The sequence below is a fragment of the Mycobacterium bourgelatii genome, from assembly GCF_010723575.1.
GTDB classification, from domain to species: Bacteria; Actinomycetota; Actinomycetes; order Mycobacteriales; family Mycobacteriaceae; genus Mycobacterium; species Mycobacterium bourgelatii.
This window is the reverse complement of sequence record NZ_BLKZ01000001.1, coordinates 2,136,864-2,163,789: the sequence shown is the minus strand read 5'-3', so window position 1 is coordinate 2,163,789 and position 26,926 is coordinate 2,136,864. Positions and strand designations below refer to the sequence as shown.

General features: G+C 64.1%; 28 protein-coding genes, 4 tRNA genes and 4 pseudogenes. 22 read left to right on the top strand and 14 right to left on the bottom strand.

Translation table 11 applies throughout. The features are described 5' to 3' along the window. The first annotated feature begins 92 nt into the window (after positions 1–92). Positions 93–1,505 carry a PE family protein gene (locus G6N68_RS09705; RefSeq protein ID WP_163710991.1) on the top strand — a complete coding sequence of 471 codons (1,413 nt, stop codon included), beginning with the start codon at positions 93–95 and terminating at the stop codon, positions 1,503–1,505. A gap of 56 nt (positions 1,506–1,561) precedes the next feature. Here G6N68_RS09705 and G6N68_RS09700 read toward each other — a convergent pair whose 3' ends face one another. Both G6N68_RS09700 and G6N68_RS09695 read right to left on the bottom strand, forming a co-directional pair. Further along, positions 1,562–3,952 carry an MMPL family transporter gene (locus G6N68_RS09700; protein ID WP_163710988.1) on the bottom strand — a complete coding sequence of 797 codons (2,391 nt, stop codon included), beginning with the start codon at positions 3,950–3,952 and terminating at the stop codon, positions 1,562–1,564. A 292-nt stretch (positions 3,953–4,244) separates the two neighbouring features. Next, positions 4,245–4,316, bottom strand: a tRNA-Val gene (locus G6N68_RS09695). A gap of 179 nt (positions 4,317–4,495) precedes the next feature. Between G6N68_RS09695 and G6N68_RS09690 the strand changes: the two genes are divergently transcribed. The 10 genes from G6N68_RS09690 (at position 4,496) to G6N68_RS09640 (ending at position 9,986) form a co-directional block, all read left to right on the top strand. Continuing rightward, positions 4,496–4,568 (top strand) — tRNA-Gly (locus G6N68_RS09690). A gap of 28 nt (positions 4,569–4,596) precedes the next feature. Next, positions 4,597–4,670: transfer RNA gene (locus tag G6N68_RS09685), tRNA-Cys, on the top strand. Between the two features lie 13 nt (positions 4,671–4,683). Beyond that, positions 4,684–4,758: transfer RNA gene (locus G6N68_RS09680), tRNA-Val, on the top strand. Between the two features lie 313 nt (positions 4,759–5,071). Then, positions 5,072–5,389, top strand: coding sequence for a hypothetical protein (locus G6N68_RS09675; RefSeq protein WP_163710985.1), 318 nt, complete (start codon positions 5,072–5,074; stop codon positions 5,387–5,389). Further along, complete coding sequence (locus G6N68_RS09670) at positions 5,386–5,940, top strand: ImmA/IrrE family metallo-endopeptidase (RefSeq protein ID WP_163710982.1); 555 nt, start codon at positions 5,386–5,388, stop codon at positions 5,938–5,940. The genes G6N68_RS09675 and G6N68_RS09670 overlap by 4 nt, the downstream gene beginning before the upstream one ends. Before the next feature lie 98 nt (positions 5,941–6,038). Further along, complete coding sequence (locus G6N68_RS09665; protein WP_163710979.1) at positions 6,039–6,290, top strand: hypothetical protein; 252 nt, start codon at positions 6,039–6,041, stop codon at positions 6,288–6,290. A gap of 50 nt (positions 6,291–6,340) precedes the next feature. Next, complete coding sequence (locus G6N68_RS09660) at positions 6,341–6,760, top strand: hypothetical protein (RefSeq protein WP_163710975.1); 420 nt, start codon at positions 6,341–6,343, stop codon at positions 6,758–6,760. A gap of 187 nt (positions 6,761–6,947) precedes the next feature. Then, a complete protein-coding gene (locus tag G6N68_RS09655; protein ID WP_163710972.1) occupies positions 6,948–7,454 on the top strand; it encodes a hypothetical protein in 507 nt (168 codons plus the stop codon). A 44-nt stretch (positions 7,455–7,498) separates the two neighbouring features. Then, positions 7,499–8,635 carry a hypothetical protein gene (locus G6N68_RS09645; protein WP_205351292.1) on the top strand — a complete coding sequence of 379 codons (1,137 nt, stop codon included), beginning with the start codon at positions 7,499–7,501 and terminating at the stop codon, positions 8,633–8,635. 212 nt (positions 8,636–8,847) lie between these two features. Further along, positions 8,848–9,986 (top strand): IS3 family transposase gene (locus tag G6N68_RS09640; RefSeq protein ID WP_163710967.1). Its coding sequence is split into 2 segments (ribosomal slippage): positions 8,848–9,118 and positions 9,118–9,986, totalling 1,140 coding nucleotides; the frame shifts between segments, so codons are not numbered across the junction. A gap of 26 nt (positions 9,987–10,012) precedes the next feature. Here the strand turns inward: G6N68_RS09640 and G6N68_RS09635 are convergent. Then, the gene (locus tag G6N68_RS09635) at positions 10,013–10,225 is read right to left on the bottom strand and encodes a hypothetical protein (protein ID WP_163710964.1); all 213 of its coding nucleotides are present in this window, start codon (positions 10,223–10,225) and stop codon (positions 10,013–10,015) included. Positions 10,226–10,678: 453 nt separating this feature from the next. On the opposite strand from G6N68_RS09635, the pseudogene G6N68_RS09630 reads away from it, so the two are divergent. The 3 genes and pseudogenes from G6N68_RS09630 to G6N68_RS09620 all read left to right on the top strand — a co-directional run. After that, positions 10,679–11,026, top strand: a pseudogene (locus G6N68_RS09630) (transposase); the annotation flags it as partial. Positions 11,027–11,623: 597 nt separating this feature from the next. Then, entirely contained in the window at positions 11,624–13,090 is a 1,467-nt protein-coding gene (gene ltrA / locus G6N68_RS09625; RefSeq protein ID WP_197518237.1) for a group II intron reverse transcriptase/maturase, read from the top strand. Positions 13,091–13,203: 113 nt separating this feature from the next. Continuing rightward, a pseudogene (locus G6N68_RS09620) lies at positions 13,204–13,983 on the top strand (IS3 family transposase); the annotation flags it as partial. Here the strand turns inward: G6N68_RS09620 and G6N68_RS09615 are convergent. From G6N68_RS09615 to G6N68_RS09600, 4 genes are all read right to left on the bottom strand, one after another. Beyond that, positions 13,984–16,062 (bottom strand): recombinase family protein, encoded by a 2,079-nt coding sequence (locus G6N68_RS09615; RefSeq protein ID WP_069422640.1) that lies wholly within the window; start codon positions 16,060–16,062, stop codon positions 13,984–13,986. Positions 16,063–16,068: 6 nt separating this feature from the next. After that, positions 16,069–16,362: a hypothetical protein gene (locus tag G6N68_RS09610; RefSeq protein WP_139805465.1), complete on the bottom strand. Its 294-nt coding sequence runs from the start codon at positions 16,360–16,362 to the stop codon at positions 16,069–16,071. Beyond that, positions 16,346–16,825: a COG3415 family protein gene (locus G6N68_RS09605; RefSeq protein ID WP_069422638.1), complete on the bottom strand. Its 480-nt coding sequence runs from the start codon at positions 16,823–16,825 to the stop codon at positions 16,346–16,348. The genes G6N68_RS09610 and G6N68_RS09605 overlap by 17 nt, the downstream gene beginning before the upstream one ends. A 202-nt stretch (positions 16,826–17,027) precedes the next feature. Beyond that, the gene (locus G6N68_RS09600; protein ID WP_069422641.1) at positions 17,028–17,267 is read right to left on the bottom strand and encodes a DUF5372 family protein; all 240 of its coding nucleotides are present in this window, start codon (positions 17,265–17,267) and stop codon (positions 17,028–17,030) included. Positions 17,268–17,296: 29 nt separating this feature from the next. Here G6N68_RS09600 and G6N68_RS09595 point away from each other — a divergent pair. Further along, a pseudogene (locus G6N68_RS09595) lies at positions 17,297–17,536 on the top strand (integrase core domain-containing protein); the annotation flags it as partial. 36 nt (positions 17,537–17,572) lie between these two features. On the opposite strand, the gene G6N68_RS09590 reads toward G6N68_RS09595, so the two are convergent. Further along, on the bottom strand, positions 17,573–17,743 hold the full coding sequence (locus tag G6N68_RS09590; protein WP_163710953.1) for a hypothetical protein: 171 nt from the start codon (positions 17,741–17,743) through the stop codon (positions 17,573–17,575). An 880-nt stretch (positions 17,744–18,623) separates the two neighbouring features. Between G6N68_RS09590 and G6N68_RS09585 the strand changes: the two genes are divergently transcribed. Then, the gene (locus G6N68_RS09585; RefSeq protein WP_163710950.1) at positions 18,624–18,905 is read left to right on the top strand and encodes a DUF2510 domain-containing protein; all 282 of its coding nucleotides are present in this window, start codon (positions 18,624–18,626) and stop codon (positions 18,903–18,905) included. A 52-nt stretch (positions 18,906–18,957) separates the two neighbouring features. On the opposite strand, the gene G6N68_RS09580 is transcribed toward G6N68_RS09585, so the two are convergent. The 4 genes from G6N68_RS09580 to G6N68_RS09565 all read right to left on the bottom strand — a co-directional run bounded on the left by G6N68_RS09580 (position 18,958) and on the right by G6N68_RS09565 (position 21,464). Beyond that, positions 18,958–19,224, bottom strand: a complete 267-nt coding sequence (locus G6N68_RS09580; protein ID WP_156789269.1) for a hypothetical protein — start codon at positions 19,222–19,224, stop codon at positions 18,958–18,960. Between the two features lie 62 nt (positions 19,225–19,286). Continuing rightward, positions 19,287–19,916: a hypothetical protein gene (locus G6N68_RS09575; RefSeq protein WP_139805208.1), complete on the bottom strand. Its 630-nt coding sequence runs from the start codon at positions 19,914–19,916 to the stop codon at positions 19,287–19,289. Between the two features lie 115 nt (positions 19,917–20,031). Further along, positions 20,032–21,000: an alpha/beta fold hydrolase gene (locus G6N68_RS09570; RefSeq protein WP_163710948.1), complete on the bottom strand. Its 969-nt coding sequence runs from the start codon at positions 20,998–21,000 to the stop codon at positions 20,032–20,034. 296 nt (positions 21,001–21,296) lie between these two features. Further along, the gene (locus G6N68_RS09565) at positions 21,297–21,464 is read right to left on the bottom strand and encodes a cupin domain-containing protein (RefSeq protein WP_163710945.1); all 168 of its coding nucleotides are present in this window, start codon (positions 21,462–21,464) and stop codon (positions 21,297–21,299) included. A 7-nt stretch (positions 21,465–21,471) separates the two neighbouring features. Between G6N68_RS09565 and G6N68_RS30130 the strand changes: the two genes are divergently transcribed. Further along, complete coding sequence (locus tag G6N68_RS30130; protein ID WP_205351291.1) at positions 21,472–22,251, top strand: FAD-binding protein; 780 nt, start codon at positions 21,472–21,474, stop codon at positions 22,249–22,251. 12 nt (positions 22,252–22,263) lie between these two features. After that, positions 22,264–22,804, top strand: a pseudogene (locus tag G6N68_RS30125) (cytochrome P450 family protein); the annotation flags it as partial. A gap of 62 nt (positions 22,805–22,866) precedes the next feature. Here G6N68_RS30125 and G6N68_RS09555 read toward each other — a convergent pair. Beyond that, the gene (locus G6N68_RS09555) at positions 22,867–23,184 is read right to left on the bottom strand and encodes a DUF732 domain-containing protein (protein ID WP_069419647.1); all 318 of its coding nucleotides are present in this window, start codon (positions 23,182–23,184) and stop codon (positions 22,867–22,869) included. A gap of 109 nt (positions 23,185–23,293) precedes the next feature. Between G6N68_RS09555 and G6N68_RS09550 the strand changes: the two genes are divergently transcribed. Genes G6N68_RS09550 through G6N68_RS09540 form a run of 3 tightly spaced genes read left to right on the top strand, consistent with a single transcriptional unit; the run spans position 23,294 to position 25,095 of the window. Then, positions 23,294–24,022, top strand: a complete 729-nt coding sequence (locus G6N68_RS09550; RefSeq protein ID WP_163710942.1) for a Clp protease N-terminal domain-containing protein — start codon at positions 23,294–23,296, stop codon at positions 24,020–24,022. A gap of 40 nt (positions 24,023–24,062) precedes the next feature. Continuing rightward, the gene (locus tag G6N68_RS09545) at positions 24,063–24,587 is read left to right on the top strand and encodes a hypothetical protein (protein ID WP_163710940.1); all 525 of its coding nucleotides are present in this window, start codon (positions 24,063–24,065) and stop codon (positions 24,585–24,587) included. Further along, entirely contained in the window at positions 24,568–25,095 is a 528-nt protein-coding gene (locus G6N68_RS09540; RefSeq protein ID WP_240355425.1) for a GNAT family N-acetyltransferase, read from the top strand. Before G6N68_RS09545 ends, G6N68_RS09540 begins: the two co-directional genes overlap by 20 nt. Here G6N68_RS09540 and zapE read toward each other — a convergent pair. Then, positions 25,082–26,149, bottom strand: a complete 1,068-nt coding sequence (gene zapE / locus G6N68_RS09535; RefSeq protein ID WP_205351465.1) for a cell division protein ZapE — start codon at positions 26,147–26,149, stop codon at positions 25,082–25,084. The genes G6N68_RS09540 and zapE overlap by 14 nt on opposite strands. On the opposite strand from zapE, the gene G6N68_RS09530 reads away from it, so the two are divergent. Further along, on the top strand, positions 26,148–26,906 hold the full coding sequence (locus tag G6N68_RS09530; protein ID WP_163710936.1) for a pyrimidine reductase family protein: 759 nt from the start codon (positions 26,148–26,150) through the stop codon (positions 26,904–26,906). The genes zapE and G6N68_RS09530 overlap by 2 nt on opposite strands. Positions 26,907–26,926 lie beyond the last annotated feature (20 nt).

Here is a 26,926-nt window from a genome sequence, read left to right as displayed (position 1 = left end):
GTCCTGTGACTGACGTTCTTGGTCGGTGGCGTCGACAGGATCTTACTTGCCAGTAAGAACTGGTCATCGGGCAAACAGTCAAGGAGTTGGGCATGTCGTTTGTGAGCGTGATGCCGGAGTTGCTGCAGGACGCGGCACGTGATCTGGCGGGTATCCGTTCGGCACTGGTCGAAGCAACTGCGACCGTCGCGGGACCCACGACCTCGATAGCGGCTGCGGCTCAAGACGAGGTGTCGTTCGCCATCTCCTCGCTATTCGGCAGCTTCGGCAGGGAATTCCAAGTTGTCAGCGCCGAAGCGCAGGCGTACCACGAGCAGTTCGCCAACCTGGTGCGGGCCGGAGCGGGTGCCTACCTGAGCGCTGAAGCCGCTAACGCGGAACAGGCTGTGTTGGGAATGGCATCGAACGGCAGTGCTGCTGCCGCGTCACCTGCGCTGTTTGACAGCTTCGGGGCACTCGTCTCGAATACGGCCACCAACCTGCAGGGTCTTCGCGACGCCCTGTCGGCCAATCCGGCACCGTTTCTACGGCAGGTCCTCAGCAATCAGCAGGCTTACGCCCAGACCCTCGCGACCGGGTTCCAAAATGCGGTGCAGAACCTGCCTGCCGAGTTGGCCAATCTGCCGACGACCATCGGCGCGGCCCTCTCGGGCGCGAATCCGGTGCCCATCCTGCAGCAGCTGGTTAGCAACCAAATCGGATACGCCCAGGTGATCGCGACGTCACTGCAGAACGCCGGCAACGATTTCATGGCCGGGCTGAACGCCTTCCCGGCCAGCTTGCAAGCGGCGTCCCAAGCCTTCATGGCCGGCGACGTCACCGGCGGGCTGCTGCAGATCGGTGGCGGCCTCCTGAACCCATTGTTCACGGGGTTCGGCGCCAGCATCGACCCCGTTACCAACCTCATCTCGATAACGCCGCTTGGCGCCTTCGGAGATTTGTTGCCCATCTTCAGCATTCCGGGCCAGATGGCGCAGAACTTCACCGATCTGCTGCCCGCCGGATCCGTTCCGGCGATGGTGGCGCAGAACGCGACCAACGTAATCATGGCGCTGACGGATATGTCGCAAACCCTGGACTTGAATACGGGTGTTCTTCATGTCGGCTTGCCGTTAGTGCTGGCACTTGACGCGATAGGGCCGCCGGTCACCACACTGCAAGCGCTGGGATCCAGCGCGAATGCTTTTGTCGGCGCGATTCAAACCGGCGACGCGCTCGGGGCGGCCGCGGCACTGATCAACGCTCCCGCGGTCGTCGCGAACGGCTTCCTCAATGGCCACGCAACGCTACAGTTACCGGTTTCACTCTCTGGGCTCGAAACGCTCACCGACATCCCCCTGGGCGGGATTCTCACGCCGCTCGATTTCGCAGCTCTCGAAATTCCGATCCTTGGGCCGGGCTCACTGACGCTGAGCGGCGCGACATTTGGGGGTCTGCTTCCCGGCCTGTTGCAATTCCTTCCCCAACAGCTCGCGCAGGCGATCGGCGCAGCCGTACCTGTCTAATAGCAACTGCCGTTGCGACAGCACGCATGCCTCAGGTCAGACAGTCCAGCGGGACGCTAGCCGCCGCGGGTCACCGAGGCCTCGATTGGCCGCCCGTTATGGGAAGTCGAGACGACGGACGCGACCTCGACTTGCCGCTCGAGCGGCTGGGCGAAGCTGCTCCCTTCTTCGGATCGCTTCGCGTGGGCCTCGCTGGCCTCGCTGGCCTCGCCAGCCTCGCTGATGCCGAACTTCTCATGCAGCCACACCAGCGACCTGGGCGCCCACCAGTTCCAGCGGCCCATCACATGCATGAAGGCGGGTACCAGGACCATCCGCACCAGCGTGGCATCCGCGGCCACGGCGAGCGTCAGGCCCAGACCGAACATCCGCATGAATGACACATGGGCCGCGATCAGCGCGGCGAAGGACATCGACATCACCAATGCCGCCGCGGTGATCACCCTGCCGGTGCAGGCCACGCCGTGCGCTACCGCCTCGTCGTTGGCGGCGTGTTCCTCCGTCGCGGTCGGATGTGCCGGCCGGTACGCCAGCCAGTGCTCGCGGATCCGGGAGATCAGGAACACCTCGTAGTCCATGGACAAGCCAAAAGCGATGCAGAACAACAGAACTGGCATGTTGGCCGCCAGTGTGCCGCTCGGAGTTGTGCCCAGCGCACCGAGATGGCCGTCCTGGAAGATCCAAACCAGAGCACCGAACGCCGCGGTCAGTGACAACACGTTGCACGCCAGCGCCTTTGCCGGCAACACCACGCTGCCGGTCAGCAGGAACAGCAGCACGAACGTGATGGCGGCGATCAGCGCCAGCACCAATGGCAGGCGGTCGGTCACCGCATCGACACTGTCGCGATTGACCTGCGCGACACCGGCCATCGCAACGGATCGGCCGGCGGGCCCCGCGACCTCGTGCAACCGCTTGAGCTGGAGGTCGGAGGCTTCGGAAAACAACGGCGCCGTACTACTCACGGTGAGGAAGGCGCTGCCGTCGGCCATTCCAGCGGCCGCGGCCGGGGGACCCGCGAGATGACCGTTTACGAAGGTCCCATCGGGGGCCGACACCGCAGAAACATCGGGTACCCGTGACAGGTCGGCGGCATATCGGCCGATCTCCCCCATGCTCAAGTTGCGTGCGTCGGGGATGACGATGGCCACCGCAGTCGCGGAGTCATGCGCGAAACCGCTCCGCAATCGGTTACCGACCTCATGCGAGGACACCGAAGTCGGCAGCACCCGGTCGTCGGGGAAGCCCCACTTGACCGAGAAGAACGGCAGCCCGAGCAGCAAGAGGAACGCCATCACGGCGAACCCGACCGGCGCCCACCGGCGCATAACGAACTTGCTCGACCGGTACCAGAAATGCTCCTCGACCGTCAGGCGCAGCGGGTCGTGGCGGCGCAACACCACTTGACGGAGAAAACGGCGCACGTCGACCGCGTCCAGTCGGTTGCCCAACAGGACGATCGCTGCCGGCGTCACCACGATGGACGCGGTCGCGACGAAGGCGACCGAGGCCACACCGGCGTAGGCGAACGACTTCAAGAAGTACATGGGGAACAGCGCCGTCGCCGACATCGACAACGCTACGGTGACCGCCGAGAACACCACCGTGCGACCGGAGGTGACCATGGTCCGTACCAACGCCCGATCTGCGTCGCCGTCCTCGGCCAACTCGTCGCGATAGCGGCTGATGATCAGCAATGTGTAGTCGATGGCCAGCGCCAGGCTCAGCGCGGTGCTCAGGTTGAGCGCGAAGATCGACACCTCGGTGGTACAAGCGATCAGCCGCAATACCGACATCGAGCCGACAACGGCCAACGCGCCGAGCGCAATCGGCAGCCCCGCCGCCACCAGACCACCGAACACCCAGATCAGCACCAGAAAGCTCAGCGGGATCGCGATTGCCTCCGTGACCAGAAGATCGTCCCGGTTCTGGTTGTTGATCTGCGCGTACTGCATCGCCGCACCCCCGGCCCGAACAGCGACGCCGTCGCGATCGTGGACGAATTCGCCGGCGAGGGTTTGGGCATTTTTCTGCGCGTCGTTTTCGCCGCCCCTGAGGTTGACCACGATCAACCCCGACTTGCCATCCGCGCTGATCAGATCGGCGGCCGACTGCGGTGGCGCTGTCCACGGCGAGGTCACGTTGAACGCCAACGACGAACGCTGCACCTGGTCGACGACGTCGGTACCCACCCTCCGCGCCTGCTCGCTGTTGGCGCCGTCGGGCGCGGTCACCACGATCAGCATCTGCTGACCGCTCTGCCCGAACTTGTCGGTCAATATCTGGATCGCCCGGCCCGACTCCGAGTTCGGATCCTGGAACCCACCCGAGGACAGGCTCTCGGCGACCGGAATCCCGAACGCCGCCGCGGCCATGAAGACCAAGACGGCTCCAACGATGATTCGTCGTGGCGCCCTGATTGCCAGACGAGCAATCGCGTGGAGCATGTTGCGTCCCTCCGCCGTGGATCTCGGCGTTCCCGATGACCGGCACATAGCCGTGGATCCAAACCGAGGTAGTTCAGCCTGCGGCTTGGTTGTCTGCCCTTTGGCGGCCGCTACCGCCGTACTGGAATCGTCGCCAGTTCTGGATGACGTGTACTCAGTACGCGGTTACTCGAATTTCTCCGCCCAGATAGGGCATTACCCGCAGCGCTGACGCTTCCGAGGTGGCTGGAGGGTGGCTGGGGCAGGTCCGACCATGCCGCACAGACCGGCCGACGACCTGCGGTAATTGTTGTGGTCCCGGCTGGGATCGAACCAGCGACCTTCCGCGTGTGAAGCGGACGCTCTTCCACTGAGCCACGGGACCGGCGCCGAGAGGCGAACGACGTCGAAGACTAGCACGCTTCGTGTGTCGGGCGGGCACGCCAGGGGCTCAAAAGCGGGTCCTGGACCACCCGAGACACGCCGTGACCAAGGAATTTGTGTGCACACGCTCACTGGACTATCGTCGTGCTTCGCACCGGGCGACGATCTCGCCCGTTGCGCGCGGACGTAGCGCAGTTGGTAGCGCATCACCTTGCCAAGGTGAGGGTCGCGGGTTCGAATCCCGTCGTCCGCTCGAAGGTGCAAGTGGCATCAACCCCAGCGGTGGAGTGGCCGAGTGGTGAGGCAACGGCCTGCAAAGCCGTGCACACGGGTTCGATTCCCGTCTCCACCTCCATTTTCAGCTCCCAGCGCGATTAGCTCAGCGGGAGAGCGCTTCCCTGACACGGAAGAGGTCACTGGTTCAATCCCAGTATCGCGCACCAAGATTGACGCAGGTCTGACATAGTTTCCCAGGCCGAGAATCGATCTCATGGGCCAGATATGGGCCAGCCAATTACGGCGCTAGCAACCCGACAGACGGGAGCTAGCCCACGTGCGACGCCTCCCACTCCCACGCCCGCGAGCACCACCACAAAGGCAACTGTCACGCAGAACGTGACGGTTGCCTTTTCGCTTGTGCGGTAGCGAACTACCTCGCAAATGACTGAAGGCGGCTCCCTGCCAGGGGAACCGCCTTCTTGAACCTCAAGCCCTGCCAGGGGCTCTAAGCACGAAAACCAAGAGGAGCGTACCTCCATGCGCGAAAACAGCGCAACCATTCTGTCCACCGTCCCTCTACCCGCCGGCGCCGATGAGCACGGCGCCTGGGCTGACTGGGATAACACCTTCCGGGTCGTCTACACGCCCGAGACGAAGATCGCCGGAACCAGTTGCACCGTGTTCGGGAGCGCGGTGCAGTTGCCCGATGGCAGCATCTCCCACCGCGACTGCGGCGACGCGCCGCACGTGATGGTCCAGGGCGACGCCGACGGGATCACCACCGTTCAAGCTCGTGAGTTGGCGGCCGCGATCGTGGCCACCGCTGACCTGATCGACGGGTGGGTGAGCCGATGACCGCGGCAAAGCCCTTGCCGGAGTACTACCCGGACGGCGATTCGCGGCTGGCGGCATTCCTGGCGCCGCGGCCGCGGTACAACCCGTGGCGGCAACTCTGGGATCAGCACCCTGATTACAGCGTCTCTGACCGCGATGAGCTGCCAGAACGGACGTGGGGGCTGTGCTTCATGCGCCAGAAGAAGATCCAGGTCTGTAACAAGCTCGACGTCCATCGGCGGCGCTGCACGATCGCCCACGAGTTGGTACACATTGAGCGCGGCCCAGTGCCGTCCAACCCGAAGTTCGCCGAGATTGAGGAAGAGATAGTCGACGAGATCGCCAGCCGGCGACTCATCGCCTTCGACGATCTGGTGGCCACCATCCGGGAATGCCCGAACGGAGCACCGTCGGCGTGGGCCTATCGGTTGTGGGTGGACAGACCGACCCTCGAGGCCCGTTTCAAGAACCTGCGGCAGCAGGAGATCGAGGCGATCGACGCGATCAAGACAGAGGCGCAGTACCTGACCAGGTCCGTTGATCTGATCCACAAATTGCGCGCCGACGAGTGAGACAATTTGTCCTGACCTGACGGGAAAGGGGGCCCCTTCCTGTTTGAAGGGTCTCCCTTTCCCGATCGGGACATCGACAAGGGAGAAAGGGTAAATCAATGACGATTCACCTCACGTTGCCGCCGGACGCTGGACCGAAGGTGACGGAGCTGGCTGACCGAATTCAGAGGATGGCGACTGACCCGGACAAGCGGTACAGCGACCAGGACGGCCGCGATACCGCGATCACGGGTCTGATCGCGATAGTTGCTGAGCTTGAGCGAGACGTGGCCAAGCTGAAGTCAGACGCCGCGGCCGCTAAGTCTCAGGCATCGTTGGATGAACTGACACGTCGCAGTTACGAGCGTTAAGCCCAGTGTGTTTCGCCCGCTTTTTCGCCCGGCGGCGGTAAGACTGAGCCATGACTGGGCAAGCGGAGCGCCTGCGGATCGTTTCGATTCAACCGACGGAAGACTTTGTGCAGGAGGACGAAGTCGGCACGCTTCCGGAGCGGTATTCGCTGCTGCTGGGTATGTCGCGACGGATCACCAGTTATGAGCTCGCTGAGGTGACGGCCGAGACGTCGGTGAGCTTCGTAGACTCCGGTGACCCTCGGTGGTTGCGTCTCGCGGACACCACGCTTGACGAATTCGCTGAAAGGCGTCACGAGATACAGCAGATCGTCGACGACGCTGTGTCCAAAGCCGCGGTGTATCAGGAGGTCGCGGAAACCACTGGGCAGGCGCACGCTGCGGCGCAGCAGGCCGAATATATCCGCCGGCGCAAGCTGATGAGCGACATCAACGTTGCCCTGCGTTCAGAGCTTGAGCAGAACAAGTAACTCGGTGTAGCCCCACCGGAGTGGCTTCCTTGTTGCTTGCCGACGGGCTGGGATCGGGAGGGTCCTGACCATCTCCCGTGCCGCCTGCCGCTGATTGCCAAAGTTGACTAATGCAATTGGCGGCAGAATTAGAAGCTGTGCAACGAGTGTTGTGCTGACGCCAACGGGAACGGAAAGGGTCCATCAAATGTCACAACATTGCGCCGTCGAAGGCTGTGACTCAGCAGCGCACGAACCACCGCACGTACTTCGCCAAGACCCAGACACCTATCAATTGGTGTTCGGCGTCTGCAACTTCCATCGAGAGCAGCTGACCAATCCAGACACCGAATGGATGGTGGATTACGAGGGGTCTGGAAGCCAACGCCGCCGGCTCTTATTCGTTGGGACCGACGTCCGCCAACGTCTGCGCGACCTCAACGAATACTTGCTGCTTGAGGAGCCCACCGAAGTCACCGTGTACGGCGCGGGACGTGTGTTCAGCCATCCAACTGAAGATGGCCATCACGTCCCGCTGCGTGTCCGACGCCGCGGCGGGGATCCGCAGTCGATGACACTGGTAATCCCACCAGAGATGATGGCCGAATTGGGTGCGACGCTACTGGTTTCGGCGCCGCCTGAGGCCGCCCGCGCCGCCTACAGCGGACTACGCCGGTACCTTGCGCCTTCTCAAGACCGTCCAGGTCGAGGGTGACCGATAACTAGGCGGAAGCGGACGGCGCTGAGAAAGGTGTGCGCATGTATCAACAGAGTCGAGCAAAGCGGTGGCTCGGAGATCTTCGCGAGTCCTTGGTAATGCTGAAGTTGGCCGAGAAATCCGTTGCCGCATTTGCGGAAGAGGCCACCCGCAGGAAAGGCGTCCGCGTTATCAGCGAACGCGACAAGGATGTGATGACGAGCCTTGCCCGCGACAAAATCAGGATTATCCTGCAGCAAAGCCAAAACCTCGACGGCGAAACTGAATTGGCTGATGCGCTCAGCCCGATCGCGCAGGCTATGCGCGATTTCTCGCTCGGAGATGACTTCGGCGAAACCGTCCGCACTCTCATCGACTCGATCGAACAGGCTCTGCCGCTACTGGAAGACCAAATGGCCCTAGACGAATCTATCGACGACATCATCCGTGAATTAGAGCGAGCCTTTCTCATCTCGCTCGTGGTCACATTGACCTCGCACAACGTCCTGATCCAGAAGGTTCAGGAGTGGGAAGGGCCGCACCAGCGATTCCTCCAAGGGCTCTTGCCGAGCGACGTCGGCCACTACTTCGACGTGAAGACCTTGACGTACGTCGATGAGGCTGGACCGGGGCGCGTACACATGCAGGACCTTGTATCTGCGATCAACGCCGGCTCCACGATATGGATGGCAGGCGCCGGCAGGAGCAGCGTCGATAGCTATCCCGAAGCGCAGGCTGTCGCCTATGCCCAATGGTTCAGCTATGCCTTCTCGCTCTGGGAAGAGCAGTTCCGAGGACGGATCGCGGCCTACTTCGATCGGCAAGGCGCAGAACGTATCCGGGGCAGCGATGTTCGCATTGATTTCTTCGGAGACATCCGCCTCATTCGAAATGACTTCGTCCACAACAAGGGCAGATGCAAAGAGTCTGCGCAGTTGAACCGACTTGACTGGGGACTTATGCGGGGCAAACCTATCGAGATCACACCCGAGCAGATGTTGTCGCTGATCGATCTGTTCCCCCGTGATGAACTGCGGGTGCCCCCGACACCGCAGCCTCCTGGGGACACGCAGCGAGTTCCGGGAAAGGTGCAACCACATCTGCTTGAGGATGTCCAGAAGCGTGCTCAGGAGATCGGGCTGAACGACAACCAACTACTAGAAGCAGCCCTGTCAGATTGGCTAGATCGAAACAGCTAGCCAATCGTGCCGCTTTAGTTCGCCGCTTGTTCTGCGGCGTCCATCAATTCAATCGCTCTAGTCATGTGTGCTGAGGCTGTCTCCATTTGCGATGACATTTCCGCATACTCGGCCTGGGTCATCTGGGGACTGTGAGGTGAGCCCGTCGTAGTGGTCCAGTCGTTGTGGGACTCTGATGCCCGAGTGTTCGGGCAGGAAGAATCGACGACGACATGGCAACGAACAAGCGCCGGCGGCACACGCCGGATCAGATCATCCGCAAGCTCGCCGAGGGCAACAAGCTCCTTGGGACCGGGCAGCAACTCAGCGAAGTGTGTCGCCACCTTGAGATCACCGAGTCGACCTGGCATCGCTGGGTCGCCCAGTACGGCGGGATGAAGGCCAGCGACGCCAAACGCCTCAAGGAACTTGAGGCCGAGAACGCCAGGCTCAAGAAGCTGGTCGCCAACCAGGCCCTTGACATCGACATGCTCAAGGAGATCTCGTCGGGAAACTTCTGACCCCGAACCGCAAGCGCAGCGCCGCGGCGATGCTGCGCGAGCGGTTCGGGGTCTCCGAACGGCGAGCGTGCGCGGTGGTCGGCATCCACCGTTCCACCATGCGTCTACAACCACCACCGATCAGCGATGAGGAGGCCCAATTGCGGGCCTGGCTACGCGCGTTCTCCACCCAGCGGCCCCGCTGGGGATGGCGCCGTGCTGCGATCGCGGCACGGCGAGCTGGCTGGAAGGTCAACAACAAGCGCATCCGCCGCCTGTGGCGCGAGGAAGGCCTGCGGGTTCCGCAGCGCCGCAGGAAGAAACGCTTGACCGGCATCGGTGCGCAGGTCGGGGCGATGTGCCCGATCCGCCCGAATGCGATCTGGGCGATGGACTTTCAGTTCGACACCACCGCCGACGGACGAACGTTGAAGATGCTCAACGTAATCGATGAGTTCACCCGCCAAGCCCTGGCGATCGAAGTCGACCGGGCCATCAACGCCGACGGCGTGGTCGACGTCCTTGACCGTCTGGCCCTGATGCATGGGGCACCGGCCTACGTGCGGTTCGACAACGGACCCGAGTTCATCGCCCATGCTGTCAACGACTGGTGCCGCTTCAACGGCACCGGCTCGCTATTCATCGATCCCGGATCCCCCTGGCAGAACGCCTGGATCGAGTCATTCAACGGCCGACTGCGCGACGAGCTACTCAACTCCTGGCGCTTCGACTCCCTGCAAGAAGCCCAAATCATCATCGAAGATTGGAGAATCGACTACAACGCCAACCGGCCTCACTCCGCCCACAATGGGCTCACCCCAGCCGAGTTCGCCCTACAGTGGACCACGACCCACCAACCGCAAGCCGCATAGCGACTGGACCATCAAACGGGTCCCCCTCAACTGGCTCCCATACACATCTTGGACACCTGGTCGAAGCTTTTGATCGCCGCTTGCACCTCGGCGGTCACCTGCGAGTCTGGGCTAGGCAACAGTGCTTTGAGCCTGTCGTTGGCACGATTCAATTCGCGGCACGCGGCTCTCAAATCCGAAAAGTCGTAGCTTCTCGATGCGCCGCTCATCATGCGCAACGCATCACCCATCTCATCCACGACTGGGGCCGCTCGTTCCCGCCATGCCGATACAGCGGCGCCTCGCGACAGCGTCGTCGTTACGGTCGGAGATATTGACGATTTGGCAGCAGAAGGAGTTGTGCTGGACGAGCCGCAGGCAACTAGTAGCAATGAACCTACGAGAGCCGCGACATGCCGCGCGACATTCACCATGGCGACCGCCTATCCACAGGAAACGGACGAAAAAACTAAACAGCCTAGGTAGCCCCTACGGCATAGCGCATCGGGTGGCCTGCCGTCCAGCAAATGCAGTACGCCAGCATCAGAAGAATGCTGCCGCGCCCTGTTCTTGACGGTGTGCGTGACGCTGACCCACGCAGCCGGGGAGAAAGTGGTTGCGCTACGAAGATCGCCTTCGGGCGCATCGAGGAACGTCAAGACTGACCCGTCCCGGCGTTTCCGGAGACTCCCGATCTTGGGAGGATCTGAGTTATGGGACGTGTCAGCAAGTACCCCGACGAGCTTCGTGAGCGTGCGGTGCGCATGGTCGCTGAGGTGCGCCCGCAGTACCCCTCGCAGTGGGCGGCGATCACCGCGGTCGCGGGCATGTTGGGGATCGGCACCCCGGAGACGTTGCGGACCTGGATCCGTCGCGCGGAGGTCGATACCGGCCAACGCCCGGGTGTGACGACTCAGATAGCCGAGGAGAACAAGGCGCTGCGCAGGGAGATCGCCGAGCTGCGTCGGGCCAATGAGATCTTGAAAGCAGCGGCGATTTTCTTCGGGGCCGAGCTGTGCGCCACGAGGCGCTTGGTGTGTCGGGAGGTGGTGAGAGACCGTCTCTGTTGGGCCGTCGCAGCGGCCTGATGAAGCGTCGGGGCAGCCGATCGTCGGGAACGACGGGGATCGGTGGCAAGCGGCCCCGAAAAGGCGAGCCGTGCTGGTACTGCCAGACGGTGCGGGCTCGTTGAGCAAGGTCAGAAGGTGCAGCGCAAGCGAACCAGTGCTTGAAGCTCCGTAACCGCGAAGCCGGCTCCAACCTGGCGGATATGGGCCGGTCTGCAGTGCACGACCTCACCGGTGGTGGGGTCGACTCCGAAGCCGTTTAGTTCCATCGGTGGGGAGGTCACGGTGAAAGCCTGCGGCGTAACCGTGGCGATGCTGCCGGAGTAGAGCTGGGCACCTCCCTGACCAACCGGCGATCAGGTGAACGTGGGAACCATCCTGCGGGACCGTCGATTTCGCTGCGGGCATCCAGCCCGCAGTGGATCAGAAGACTCAGCGTTCGGAGTCGAGGGACCGTATCTGGGTGGGGCGGAGGCCTCGTAGTAGTCGCGGGCGGTGACGTGCCCGCCGTGGAGACCGAGAAAGGCGGTCACAGGGCGAAGGGGGCCAGCAAGACATGCAGTGCGAGTGCGGGAAGATCAGGAGGGTGTGATGTCGGCGGTGAATACCGACGAACTGGAGTTGGCGCTGATGCTGGCGCGGCAACGGGTACTGAAGATCCAGACCAAGCTGCACCGTTGGGCACGCGATGATCCGCATCGCCGGTTCGACGATCTGTTCAACCTCGTTTCCGATCCCGCTTTCTTGTTGGTGGCCTGGGATCGGGTCAGCGGGAACAAGGGTGCTGCCACGGCCGGAGTAGATCGGCGCACTGCGTCGTCCATCATGGCTGGGCAGGGTGTCGAGGAGTTCCTCGACGAACTGCGGTCCAGGGTGAAGGACCGCAGGTTCCGCCCGTTGCCGGTGCGCGAGCGGATGATCCCCAAAGCCGGTGGTGCGTTGCGCCGGTTGGGGATTCCGACCGTGGCCGACCGGGTGGTCCAAGCATCCTTGAAGCTGGTGCTTGAGCCGATCTTCGAGGCGGACTTCCTGCCGTGTTCCTACGGTTTCCGCCCGAACCGCCGAGCCCATGACGCGGTGGCCGAGGTGCGCTATCTCGCCACACGACCCCGGTGTTATGACTGGGTCGTTGAGGGAGACATCAAGGCCTGCTTCGACGAGATCGACCACAGCGCCCTGATGGGCCGGGTGCGTCGACGCGTCGGGGACAACCGCGTGCTGGGTTTGGTCAAGGCGTTCCTGAAGGCGGGCATCCTCACCGAGGACGCCCGATTGCAGGACAGCACCGCGGGAACCCCGCAGGGTGGCATCCTCTCACCGCTGTTGGCCAATGTGGCGTTGTCGGTACTCGATGAGTACATCGCCGCTCTGCCCGGTGGCTCGTCCACCGGGATCAACGAGCGTGCGAAACGATTGCGTCACGGGCTGCCGAATTTTCGGCTCGTCCGTTACGCCGACGACTGGTGCCTGATGATCCGCGGCACCAGAGCCGATGCCGAAGCGCTACGGGAGGACATCGCCGTCGTTCTGGCGACGATGGGGTTGCGGTTGTCCGATGACAAGACCCTGATCACCCACATCGAGGACGGTCTGGATTTCCTCGGGTGGCACATCCAGCGCCGCCGAAAACGGGGAACCAGTCGAAGCTACGTATACGTGCATCCGTGCACCAAGGCCGTGTTGGCGGTCAAACGGAAGCTCAAGACGTTGCGCCGAACAGTCGAACCCAACCAGCCGCTCGATGACCTGCTGCGCCGGATCAATTCGACGCTGCGGGGCTGGGCGGGCTATTTCCGGGCCGGGGTGTCCTCGGCGACCTTCTCCTACCTGAGCCACTACACGTGGCAGACGGTGTGGCGTTGGATGCGTCGCAAACATCGCAAGTCGACCTGGAAACAGCTGCGCCGCCTCTACTGTGGCGGCGGCTGGTGGCCAGCCACCGAGGACCACGTGCTGATCGATCTCGAACAGATCACCACGACCCGATACCGCTACCGCGGTTCGGTCATCCCCTCACCCTGGCCGATCACCGATACGGAGGCCACCACCGCCGCCTGACCGGGTCCTGTGGAGAGCCCGGTGCATTGAAAGGTGCACGCCGGGTTCGGGAAGCGGCCCGGGAAAACGGAACAACCCCAACGGTTGTCACCGCGTCCCGGGCCGACTTTCACCGACCGGCCCGGGAGACGGTGATCCGGTTCATCGCCGAACACAAGGACCACCAGGTGGCCGGCCCCGACGGTGGGGCTGGGCTGCGCTGGGGTGTCGAGCCCATGTGCGCCGTGCTGTCCGAGCATGGCGTGCCGATCAGTCCGTCGACCTATTACGAGTGGATGTCCAAGACTGCGACGCGTCGCCAACTGCGTGACGCCGAGACGGTCGAGATCATCACGGCGGCAAGGGAAGACAAAAAGAACGGTCGATTCGTCCAGACGCTGGGGTCACGCAAGTTGTGGATTTGGCTGCGCGGACAGGGCCATGATGTCGCCCGCTGCACGGTGGAGCGGATCATGCGCGAACAGGGTTGGGAGGGCGCGCGTTACGGGGCCAAGCACAAGACCACCATCCCCGACGAAAGCCATGTCAGATATCCGGATCTGGTCGACCGGCGATTCTATGCGTGTGCACCAAACCGGTTGTGGGTAGCTGACTTTAGCTATGTGTGGACGTGGATGGGGTTCGTCTACGTGGCGTTCGTCATCGACGCCTACAGCCGCCGGATCGTCGGCTGGCGCGCGGCCAGATCGATGACCACCGACCTGGTCCTCGCCGCCGTTGAGCACGCCTTCTTCACCCGCGCCCAGGAAGGCAACACCACCTTGCGCGGGCTGATAGCTCACAGCGATGCGGGCAGTCAGTACACCTCGGTGGCCTTCACCCAGCGGCTCATCGACGAAGGTGTCGACCCTTCGGTCGGATCGGTCGGTGACGCCCTGGACAAGGGCTTGGCTTCATAGTGCACCTCCTGTAGTGGGTTGGATGGGAACTCGTTTTCTTAGTGGGCTGCCTTGTCGGGTGGTAAGGCGTGGATCACCGGCGGTCGGTGGTTCGTAGAGACGTTCATTCTTGTCGTTTGCCTTGTGGGAGTTGAGTATTCCGGCCTTGGTCCAGCTCTTTACGGTGCTGGGGTGCACGCCGAGGTGTTGCGCGAGTTCGGTTGTGGTGAGCAGGCCCTGGGCGCGGAGCCGCTCGGAGTGGCTGAGCAGATGGTACTTGCGGCGCACGTGGACGACGATGCCTGCGGTGAATGGCTTGTTCTCACCAGAGCGGTGTCCTTGGGCGTTGAGCGTTTCGGCGACCTCGGCATCGGTGTGGGTGTCCAGTAGCCGGTCCAACACTTTGACGGTGTCGGAGCGGGTTTGGCGGGCTTGCCAGGATGTGGGCGGTATCGCGATTGCGAGACTGCGGTTCTGTCCGCCCCGCAGACGCACGTGTAGGTGGATGCGATCGTTCTTGTGTAGGGTGACATCGTCGACGAGTAGCCGCACCATGCGTTTACGGTCTCGCTGCGCGGTGTGTGGGTTGGACCAGAGGGCTGGGAAATCCGTTGCCAATGAATGAATTTGGTTCTTGATCTGGTCGTTGAGTACGGCTGCGGCGGCCTGGGTGGCGCGTTCGTAGTCTTCGCGGGCGGCTTGCAGGGCGCGCAGCGCATCGTTCCAATCGGCCTCGAGGCTGTCGGCGACGAGTCGGTTGTCTGGGTCGACGGCCAGGTAGCGGCGGCGGGCCAGGTCGGCGCGGTGGCGTGCCCGTTCGACGGCCTGGCGGCGCAGCGCGTCGGCCTCGGCGGCGCGGGTGTCCAGTTCGGCCTGCACGGTCAGGGCGACCTCGAGGGCGTGCGGGGTGAGGGTATCCAGCAGCAGGGCGCCGACGGCATCGTCGACGACGGCGCCGGGCACGGTTTGGCAGCGCTGCGCACCCTGTTGGATGCATCGGTTCATACACTGGTAATCGGGGACCTCGACGCCGCGGCGGGTGTGGTAGCGCACCGTCATCCGCCGCCCGCACCGCCCGCAGATGGCCAGGCCCTGCAGCAGCGCGGTTCCTTCCCGGGCGGGACCGGCGGCGCGGTCTTGACCGTGGGCGGTGGCGTTGCCCAGCAGTAGGCGCTGGTTGGTCTCGTATTGGTCCCAACTGATGTAACCGGGATGCGCGTCGGGGAACAGCGCGATCCACTGCTCACGCGGCAAGGTCTGGAAGGTCTTCTTGCCGTTGGCGCCGACGCGCTCTCGGCGTCGGCCGTAGGCGAACGCGCCGGCGTAGCGGGGGTTGTGCAGGGTGCGCAGCACCCGCCAATGCTGCAGCGGCATCCAGGCCAGCTCACCCTTATGCGTGCCGGTGCGCACCCGCACCGGGAACAGCAGCTTCTCGGCGTTGAACTGCTGCACCACCGCGCGTGCTGAGCCGGTGCGAGCGAATAGGGTGAACACGTGCTGGATCGCTTGTTGCACACCGCTATCCGGGTCGAGCACGATTCGCTCGGCTGGGTCGTAGACCAGCCCGACCGGCAGGGGCATGCGCAGTTCGCCGCGGCGTGCCTTCGATAGCTGCCCGCCGATGAGGCGGGCCCGGATGAAGTGCAGCTCAGCCTCGCTCATGGTGCCCTTGAGTCCGAGCAGCAGCCGGTCGTTGAAGTCGGTCGGGTCATACAGGCCGTCCTCATCGCAGATCAACGTCGCCGACATGGCGCAGATCTCTAGCAGTCGGTGCCAGTCGGCGTTGTTGCGGGCCAGCCGTGACACCTCCAGGCCCAATACGATCCCCGCGCGGGCCATGCTTACCTCGGCGACTAGCCGCTGGAATCCTTCCCGGTCGGCGGCCGAAGCGCCGGACTGGCCTTGGTCGGTGTCGATGGTGACGATCGCCTCGGTCGGCCAGCCCAGCGCGATCGCCTTCTGCCGCAACGCATATTGGCGGGTGGCCGATTCGGTGTTGGTCAGCACCTGACGCAGCGTGGACTGGCGCACATACAGGTAGGCGGTGCGGGCCAGGTGCGCGCCGGTCACCTTCGCCGCGGCCTGCTCGCTCATGACCGCTCACTCCGCAACGGCGACAGCCAGCGCCATCGAGGCCAGCAGCCCGACCAGCTCGGCCTCCGCGCCCCCGGTGACCGGAGGTGAGACCCGGACGGGTGTGGGCGCCGACACCGTGGGCACGGTCGGCTGGCGCAGCCGCAGCCATGCGGCCACCCCGCGTTGCTGAAGCACTGCCAGCCCCATCCGCCACCCGTCGGCCGCACCACCAAGCGCGCGGGCCCGCAGCTGCTCATACCCGTCCACAACGTCGGATCCATCACCGCCTGCATCGTCGATGTCATTGCACTCCTCCACTTTTGGGGTTCTCAGCGCGGGCCAGGGCCCGCTCCACCGATCGCGGGTGCACCCTGAGCGCGAACGTCTCGGCGATCGCATCAGCCAGCCGCGCCGACCCGATGCCGGGATCGGCTTCGCGCAACTGCCGGGCATAGGTGATGACCTGGGCGGTGAGCTTGTGCGCGCGCCGCGGGCCCGGCTTGGCCGGCACCAGCCCACTCAGCCCGTCACGGTCCACCGCGGCGGCGGCCTCGTAATACGACGGCCGGGAGAACCCGAACGTGGCCGCGGTCTGGGTGACCGGGGCGCCCTCGACCCGCACCCGCCGCACCATCTCGTACTTGACCTGCACCAGATCGCGGGCATCGAAGAACTCCGAGGACGCGAACCGTTCGTCACGTACCGCATCCGGGCGAGGATTCAACGTCCGCGACTCGGCCAGCGCCGCCTCCTTCGCATCCAGCTTCCGCTTCCGAGCCACAACGCCACCTCCAAATCTATTGTGTAGATAGAATTATGCCGGATAGAGCGATGACCAGATGTCCGACACGCTGCAACCGTGTCACATAATTACAGCTATTCACGTTGCTAGCTGCGCAAATTATCGAGCGTAGGTGATGTGAACACCACTTATGACGGCATAATCTGCCTAACGAATGCGGCATAATTGGGCTGACACTCGTTCAGCCGGACAGGCCATCGATCAGCCGCCGCAGTTCGACCAGATCGGCGAACCCGAACGGCGACCGACCCGCGGCCATCCTGACGAACACGTCCGGCTCGACAACGTCCGTCCAGCCCACTGGCAGCGAGAACTGCCGAGCATTCTCGTCGAGGAAGAACACCCGATCCTCCGACCACGTCTGCCGAACCGCGAGGAAGACGAACTCGCGGCCAAACCACGGGTGGAACGGGTGCGTCACCCGAACGATTCGCTGATCACCGACCGGATGGAGCGCAGTTGACGACTCGGGACAACGCGTTGGCCGAGACCACCGTCGGGTCGTTCAAGAACGAAGTCATCCGCCGGCAAGGGCCATGGCGTGAGGTCGACCAGGTCGAGGTGGCGACCGCCCAGTGGGTGATGTGGTTCAACACCGAACGTCCTCACGAGTACCTCGACGACTTCACCCCACAGGCCGTCGAGAAGCCCCACTACGATCACAGACGCACCCCACCAAAGGCAGGGTGAATCAACGAAAACAGTCTCCGGACTCACCGGGACGGGTCATTCTCCCTTTTGTGCGAGAAATTTCAGATCGGAAAACTCAATTCTCCCAGCGGTAAGCGCCCTCTGATACCGGACATAGATGCTGGCGACGGACTCTTCCAGCAGTGCCGTGAAGACGGCGCGGTCGATCTGCGTCGCAACTCCCCCGATGAGCACATCAATGCTCATAATTTCTCCCTAACGTGCGGCCATCGTTGGGAGTCTCCAACAGTTCAGGCGCTGTACCCCTCAGTGGCCGACCAACGGCGTGTTGCACGCGGATGACACACCTCGGGCAGACAGCGCACAGGCCGGACCATCAGTTGGTGATTGTCAAATGCGCAGTCCACATGGCTGAGCGTTGACAGCGCTTCGCACTATCCGGTGTCCAGCACGTAGTCGCAAAACTAAAGAACTGAGACGGCCTACGGGACCTGCTGCAAGCACCTAATTGCCACGTCGCAGAGTCTCAGAACTTGTTCCCACAATGGAGTCTCATACCGGAAGCGGCGGCAGATCGCAACGAATCCCCTTTATTAACAATCTGTTTGGCGAGTCAGCTGGAAACGGCCCGTTGCAGAGAGCCTCGGCTCAGCCAAACTTCCGTGGGGTAAGCCACCTCCCCGCGCCATGGTGGCATCCGTTCGGGATCCACACGACCAGTCAGTCATCTGGCCGGCCTTGGCGAGGCGCACGTCGCGTCACGAAATTCGTTGATCTACACGATTTTTGATTAGGCGCGCGCGAGGTATCCGGTCCAGCAGCCCCTTTCCAGCCAATGACGCCGCAACCGTCGTAGCGACGATCTACGGTCAGCACATGGCTGCCGTCGGCGACTTGGTCCGCTGCACCACCGGCACGTGGATGGTGCGTCCGCCCGAGCGCTGTCCCCACGGCCATCTACTCGGCGGACACCGTGCGCAGGTTGGACATCAACCGTGCGACTGCGCGCGCCGTGGCGGCCACATGACCTGGCGGTGCCTCGAATGCGACACGGTGGTGTACGCACCTCCGCTCTCCCCCGGCTGCCACCCGTTGAGCGGCGCCGCCGACAACGCATATTCACGTCATGACCGAGAACCGTCGTCAACGACCAGTTCCGATCGGGGATGATGGGTTCGTGGCCGCCTTGTTGCTTTTGCTCCTCGTGGGTCTCTTCGCGGCTGCCGTCATCACCGGCATCATCCTGCTGGTAGTTCGGCTGGCGGATTCATCCAAGTCCGAGCCGTACGTCCCCCATGGATGGCAGCCCACGACCGAACCCGGTTGGTACCCCGACACCCGCGACCCCAACGTGCTGCGGTATTTCGACGGCCAGCAGTGGACGTCGGCAACCAGACAGATGCACTAGGCAGGCCCTAGCCCGTACCGAAAAACGGGGTTACCGCTGTCCGGCGTCAGCGTTAAGATTCGTCAATCTTCGACAGATTCGAGCTCGCCATGAATCGCATTCGATATTGTTCGGCCGCCGCCGCCATCACATTGGCGATCGGCGCAACTACTTTCGCAAATTTGGGCGTGGCATCAGCCGATCCCAATGTTTGCGGCGGTCCCGCCACTCCGCCCTGCGCCGGGCCCAGCCCACTGACGCCCGAACAGCAATGCGGGCTTGTCGCGTGGCAAACCTGGCTGCCCTGCAACTGGCTGGGCGTGCAGGTTCCCGTCGGCACGCCGGGCAGCCTGTAAGCCACCCGGTCGCGCCGGCCGCGGTCGATCCGCGCCTAACCCGCGGTCACTGAGGCAACCCGGACTTGATCGCGGCGTCCTGCTTCTTGCTGAGCTCCAGGATGAAGTCTTGGCTCACCGGGTCGTCGGGGGCACTCTCGAGTTCAACGACGGTGAACACCTTGCCCTGGGTGAACATCACGATCCCCTTCGCCTTCGCACCGTCGGGCGACGGTCCGACGGCAACCACGCTGGCGTCGCCCACGTCGGTCGGCTCCGGCGTCGCTTTGGTGCTCAGCTCCGGAATCATCTTCGAGTTCTGGTCCAGCGCCTGGGCGGCCTCGCCGGGGTTGGCGTAGACGTAGATCGAGATCTCGATCTTGCGAGTGTTGTCCTGGTTGAGGTAGACACCTTCAACGCCCGGCGGGTTGGTGCCGGGCTTCTGCGTGAGAGTCCAGGTGTTGCCGGGCACGCCGATGTCATCGGTCTTGAGCAGCAGACCGCTGTAATCCCCCGGCTGCGCCGCGGGGGTGCTCGACGTCGGCGACCCAGACGCAGACGCGGACGAAGCCGCTGAGGATGTTGTTGACGACGCGGGATGTGACTCTTTGTCACCCCCGCACCCCGCGAGTGCCCCACCCGCTACCAGTGCGGTCGCCGCGACCGCGGCTGCCATCATCGAAACCTTCATTGCCATTTGGCTCCTTAAGGGTGTGGGCACGATTTGCCGCGCGTCTCAGCAACATAGCGAATTTGACGCCCCCGCACATCAGGCAATTTCAGACATGCCGAGCCAGTGGCCGCTGGCCGCTCTATCCGGAAAGCGAATCCTGCTGCACCCCAAACGATTCGATGACTTTGACCAATTCGTCAGGCGCCTCCCAATTGAGCCCATGCCCCGCAGCAGGCACCGTCACCAGACGTGCACCCGGAATTCCGGCGGCCATCCGACGCGAGTGGTTGGGCGGCGTGGTGCGGTCGGCCGCCCCCACCATGACCACCGTCGGAACCATGATCTCGCCCAACCGCGGGTAGCGGTCCTCGCGGGAGAAGGCCCGCACAATCTCCAGGTGGGGCCCGTGTTCTTCGACGTGCTGCTGAAACCCTTCGGTAAACACCCGGACCATCGCCGGCGAGGGGCGCGCCCCACACTGGGCCGCCCCGAACAGCGTTGCAACCGTCTTGTTCCGAATCAGTCGTTGCAGAATGCCGTACTCGAGCAGCGGGATCTGCACCTTGTTCTGCGGCGCTCCATCCATCACGCGGCCCGCCCACGTCGCAAACAACACCAATCCCCGCAACCGCGACGCAAGGTGGGGATGGTCCAATAGCGCTCGGATGCTGACGAATCCGCCCATCGAGTGCCCGACGAGCACGGCGTCACGAACGTCGAAATGTTCCAGCAGCGCGGCGATGTCGGCGGCCATGGGCTTTGATCCGATCCCCTCGGAGCCGAGTGTGGAACGCCCGTGGCCTCGTTGGTCGAGGCCAATGACGCGGTAACCCCGGGCCAGCAGCTCATCCCAGACGACGTTCCATTCGGCGACGGTGACGGTGTAGCCGTGAACCAGAACCACCGTGGGTCCTTCGCCGGCGGTCACCACGCGTAGCAACGTCCCGTCCGGGCGGGCGATCGTGACCTCGTCGCCCTGGGGTTCGGCGAGAAGCTGTTCGCGCGTCAGCGGATCGGGGTTCTGCTCGATCCATGCGACCAACGCGCGCAGGCCACCCCAGCCCAACGCACCGACGAGTGCCGCTCCCGCGGCCAACCTTGCCTTCAACGCGACCTCCCGGTTACTGGGTTCTCACGTTACCGATCGCCCTGCGACGCCGCCTGATAGCGCATACGCCATCAAAACTGAAAGACGCATGGTGCATGCTTGCGCCTTGTGGCTGGCCAGTCTCAATGGTCACATCAGCACCATGAGCCGACTACAGCCGGCTCGGACAAATCGGCGATGATCTCGGCGTCCCGAGGTCCACCCCGATCACGTGTACCCCCTCGGCCTCAAGCGCTTCTTGGTTGCGCGCCCCAGCCCGGACGAACTGCCGGTGACGACGACGGTCCTGCCGGTGCTCATGCCTGACTTCCCTTGTCCACCAGCACCTTCTGGTATTCACCGGGGCCGGTCACGGCCAGGTAGGAGCAACGCTGCGTCCCGACGTTTCGGATTCCGTGGGAAATCCCGGCCGGAACCATCACCGCCTGCCCCACGCGCACGACGACGGGCGCCGACCTCGACACCGCGACGATGGACAACTGCTGGTGGACACCGGCGGTGCTGCCGCCGGGCGAACCGACGGCGTGTGTGCTGGTGATCGAGAAAAGCCTGCCGTGGAGCTTCTTCGTCGATCGCGACGGCCGCCGCTTCGTCAACGAGGCGAGCAACTACAACAACATCGGCAAGGCGATGTACGCCGCACACGCTCAGACGGGCAAGGCGATTCCGGCCTGGATGATCTTCGACGCCAAGTACCGCAAGAAGTTTCCGGTCGGCCCGATCGAACCCGGCATGCTGCAACCGGACAGCCGGGTCGCACAGCGGCTGCGGCCCGGCCGGGGCTGGCTGCACAAGGCGGACACGCTGGCCAGCTTGGCCACCGACATCGACGTGCCCGTCGCCAACCTCGAACAGACCGTGCAGCGGTTCAACGAATTCGCAAGCCGTGGAACCGATCCCGACTTCCATCGCGGCGAGACGCTCAACGACGTCCACTACACCGACCCTCGGGTCAAGCCCAATCCATCGCTCGGCCCGGTCGACACCGCACCCTTCTATGCGGTCCAGGTGGTGCCCGGCGACCTCGGCACCAAGTCCGGGCTGCGCACCGACACCAGCGGACGTGTCCTCGACGCCGTCGGGCATCCGATCGCCGACCTGTACGCGGCGGGCAACACGACGGTCAGCGTGATGGGTCCGTCTTATCCCGGGGCGGGTGGAACACTCGCTCCGGCGATGACTTTCGCGTTCCTTGCGATCGAAGCGATGGCTGCAGATGTCGTCCCGGCACCGTCGACGCAGGAGGTTTGACATGTCGGCTTCGAGGCCGACATCGACGGCGAAAAGTTGTCCGACGACGAGTTCGGCTGGTTTGCGCTCATGTTGGCGGTGGCCGGCAACGAGACCACGCGCAATTCGATCACCCAGGGCATGATGGCCTTCACCGAATTCCCCGACCAGTGGGAACTGTTCAAGCGGGGGCGCCCGGAAACCGCGGCCGACGAGATCGTGCGCTGGGGCACTCCGGTCACGTCCTTCCAACGCACCGCACTGCAGGACGTCGAACTGTCCGGTGTGACCATCAAGAAGGGCCAGCGGGTCGTCATGCTGTACCGCTCGGCCAACTTCGACTGACATCACCCGAAATCACAACCCACACCTGGGCTTTGGTGGTCACGGCGCGCACTACTGCATCGGCGCGAACCTGGCCCGGATGACGCTTAACCTGATGTCCGGCGCCATCGCCGATCACCTGCCCAACCTGGTGCCGCTGTCGGCTCCGGACCGGTTGCGCTCGGGCTGGCTCAACGGCATCAAGCATTGGCAGGTGGACTACGCCGGCGGGTGCCCGGTCGCACACTGAGCATCGGGCGTCGCCGCAGGCCTACCGTGGTGGGATGGACGGCGTGCCCGGCGAACCCCCGGCTACGTGCCCTGTTTCGGCGGAAGTTTCGCAGGGCAGTAGACACCCGCTGAGATCGCCGTGAACCGTGCGGCGTTTTCCTGGGTCAGCCCGGGATTTCCGGCTTGCAGGATCTCGACCACCTCGGCCCCGGTCTTGCCCTGATTGGCCATGTTGCAAACGCTCTTTCCGGCCGCAATCGCGCTCTCGGGATCCTTGTAGGTGATACCGGCAGCATTGAGCGAAACGATGAAAGCTTGGTCTTGGCCCGCGTCAGCCTGGGCCGGCGCGGCCATGCCGATCGCCACCACGAGGCAGGTCATCGTCAGCAGGGTTCTCATAGCTCAGAGATGGTCCCAGAGGCACGGCGCTGCCGCATCTCGAACAAATCGAGCGGCCATCGTCAACCCAAGGTTGACACCGCCTGATCGTCAACCTAGCGTTGACGCCATGGTGGAACCGGCCAAGATCTCTTACCCCGTCCGCCTCGACGACCTGATCAACGTGATCAAGACGGTGCACACCGACGCCCTGGACCAACTCCAGGACGCCGTCTTGGCGGCCGAAAGCCTCGGCGAGATCGCCGATCACCTGATCGGGCACTTCGTCGATCAAGCACGTCGCTCGGGTGCCTCCTGGACCGAAATCGGCAAAGCCATGGGCGTCACCAAACAGGCGGCGCAAAAGAGGTTCGTCCCGAAAGCCGAGGCCACCACCTTGGACCCCGAGCAAGGCTTCAGCCGTTTCACCCCGCGGGCGCGCAATGCCGTGGTCGCGGCCCAGAATGCCGCCCACGACGCGGCCAACAGCGAGATAACTCCCGACCACCTGCTGCTCGGCCTGCTCAGCGACCCGGCGGCCCTGGCGACCGTGTTGCTGCGACAACAGAACGTCGACACCGAAAATCTGCGTGCCACGGTCAAACTGCCGCCCGCCGCGGGCGAGACACCCAATCTGATCCCGTTCAGCGGACCGGCGCGCAAGGTGCTCGAACTGACCTTCCGCGAGGCACTCCGCTTGGGCCACAACTACATCGGCACCGAGCACCTGCTGCTGGCCTTGCTCGAATTGGAAGACGGCGCCGGACCACTGCATCAAGCCGGTGTCGACAAGCAGCGGGTCGAGACCGACCTGGCGAACGCTCTGCAGTCACTGGCCGCCCACAAGGAACCCACCTAACCCCTCCCGTTGGCGTCACCGCGTGTGCAATCATGCGAAGATGCACCGCTGGCTGATCGCCTTGTCCACCTTGCTGATCGCGGTCGCGAGCATCACCGCGGCGGGAGTTGCGGCTCCCCGCGCACGCGCCGGTGACGCTCCGATCGGCCACATCGGGGACACGCTGCGAGTCGACACCGGCACCTACGTCGCCGACGTCACCGTCAGCAGCGTGATCCCCGTCGAACCGCCGCCGGGCTTCGGTTACACGCGCAGCGGTGTTCCGGTGAAGAGCTTCCCCGGCAGCTCGGTCAACCGCGCCGATGTCACCGTCCACGCGGTCCGGGTCCCGAACTCGTTCATCATGGCGACCAACTTCAGCTTCGACGGCGTGACGCCGTTCGCCGACGCCTACAAGCCGCGGGCCTGCGACGCGCCCGACTGGCTGGACGCCGCGCTCGGCAACGCGCCGCAGGGTTCGATCGTGCGGGGCGGCGTGTACTGGGACGCCTACCGTGATCCGGTTTCCGTGGTCGTTCTGCTGGACCGCAAGACCGGCGAGCACCTTGCGCAGTGGAATCTCTGACCTGCGGATAGACATCGCCACGGCGGATGCGGCCGGTGAGTTGGCCGACCTCGCCGCGACCACTTTTCCGCTGGCCTGCCCACCCTCGGTGGCAGCCGACAACGTCGCCGCCTTCATCGAGGACAATCTGTCGGCGGCCCACTTCGCCGACTATCTGAGCGATCCACGGCGAGCGGTATTGGCGGCGCGTCACAAAGAACGAATCGTCGGATACGCCATGCTGATTCGCGACATTCCCGAGACGGACAACAGCGCCGAACTGTCAAAGATCTACGTGGTACCCGACTTCCACGGCCGCGGTGTCGCGGGCGAATTGATGGACTCCGCACTGGACGAGGCCGCGCGGTGGGGCATGCGCCGCGTGTGGTTGGGGGTCAATCGGCAAAACGTTCGGGCGCAACGCTTCTACGCCAAGTGCGGCTTTGAAATCAGTGGTACCAGAACTTTTCGGCTCGGCGACCAGCTCGAAAGCGACTACCTGATGGCGCGCGCGATCAACCGGCCGTGAGGGCAAGGAGTCGCGAGGTGGCGCGCAGATACTTCTTGCGATAACCACCTGCGAGCATTTCCTCGCCGAAGATGGTGTCCAGCTTGGCCCCGGAAGCGACGACCGGAATGCCGGCGTCGTACAGGCGGTCGGTGAGTGACACCAATCGCAACGCGACGTTCTGGTCCTCGATGCGGTGCACCCCCGTCAGAAACACCGCCCGCACACCCTCGATCAGGGTTAGGTACCGCGATGGATGCATGGTGGCCAGGTGGGCGCAGAGCGCGTCGAAGTCATCCAGCGTCGCCCCCTCCACGGCAGCGGCGCGGGCAGCGACATCCTCGTCCGTCAACGGGGTGGGTGCCGGCGGTAGGTCGCGGTGGCGGTAGTCCGGACCTTCGATGCGGACGGTGGTGAAAATGCTTGCCAGCGTGTTGATCTCGCGCAGAAAGTCCTGGGCGGCGAATCGTCCCTCACCCAGCTGCTCGGGCAGCGTGTTGGACGTCGCAGCTATCGACACGCCCCGCTCGACCAATGACGACAGCATCCGCGAGATGAGGGTGGTGTTGCCGGGGTCGTCGAGCTCGAACTCGTCGATGCACACCGCGGTGTAGTTGGACAGCAGCTCGATGCATTCGGCGAAGCCGAACACCCCGGCCAGCTGGGTCAACTCACCAAATGTGGCGAACGCCTTTGGGTTCGGCGAAGTACCCGGTCCGGAGCCAGGCAGTGCGTAATAGGCCGAGGCCAGCAGGTGGGTCTTGCCGACGCCGAACCCACCGTCCAGGTACAGGCCGACGCCGGGCAACACCTCCCGCTTGCCGAACCATTTCTTGCGTCCCGCGCGTCGTTCCACGGCTTGCCGGCAGAACTCCTGGCAGGCCTCGACGGCGGCGGCCTGGGAGGGTTCGTTCGGGTCTGGCCGGTAGGTCGCGAAACTCACCGCGGCGAAGGTCGGCGGCGGGTCGAGCTGGGCGATCAACCGCTCTGGGGACACCGACGGATGGCGATCGACCAGACGCGAGATGGGCCCGTCCATGCAGGCACTGTAGCGGCGTGCTGCAATCGACCTTATGTCCGACTTCCTGACGCTGCTCGGTGCGGACCGCGGTATCGCTGAGGACGAACTACCCCTTCTCTACAGCTACCCGGACGTTGCCGACGGCAGTTGGTTGCGGGCGAACTTCATCACCAGCCTGGACGGCGGCGCCACGGCGGCGGGCCTCAGCGGCGGTCTGGGCGGGTCCGGCGACCGCCTCATCTTTTCGGTGCTGCGCGAGCTCGCCGATGTCGTCGTGGTCGGCGCGGGCACGGTACGGGCGGAGGGCTACTCGGGAGTGCGGCTGGACGTCGGCGCGCGCCAGCGGCGGCAGGCCCGGCAGCAAGAAGAGATTCCGCCGCTGGCGGTCGTCACCAACTCCGGCCACCTGGACAAGGACCTGGGCGTGTTCACCCGCACCGAGGTGCCGGCGTTGGTGCTCACCTGCACGGCGACCGCCGACGACACCCGCCGTCGGCTCGCGGGGCTGCCCGCCGAGGTGATCGACTGTTCCGACGGTGATCCCAACAGCGTCGACGAGGCCGCGATCTTGGCGAACCTGCAGGCCCGGGGGCTGCGGCGGATCCTCACCGAGGGCGGCCCCATGCTGCTCGGTGCGTTCATCGATCGCGGCTTGCTCGACGAGTTGTGTCTGACCATCGCGCCCTGCATCGTCGGCGGCTCATCCCGCCGGATCGTGACCGGCCCGGGTCAGGTGATGACCCAGATGCGTTGTGCGCACCTCATCACCGACGATGCGGGCTATCTGTACACCCGCTACGTCCGGGGGTAATCGGCGGGTCCAGCTACTGT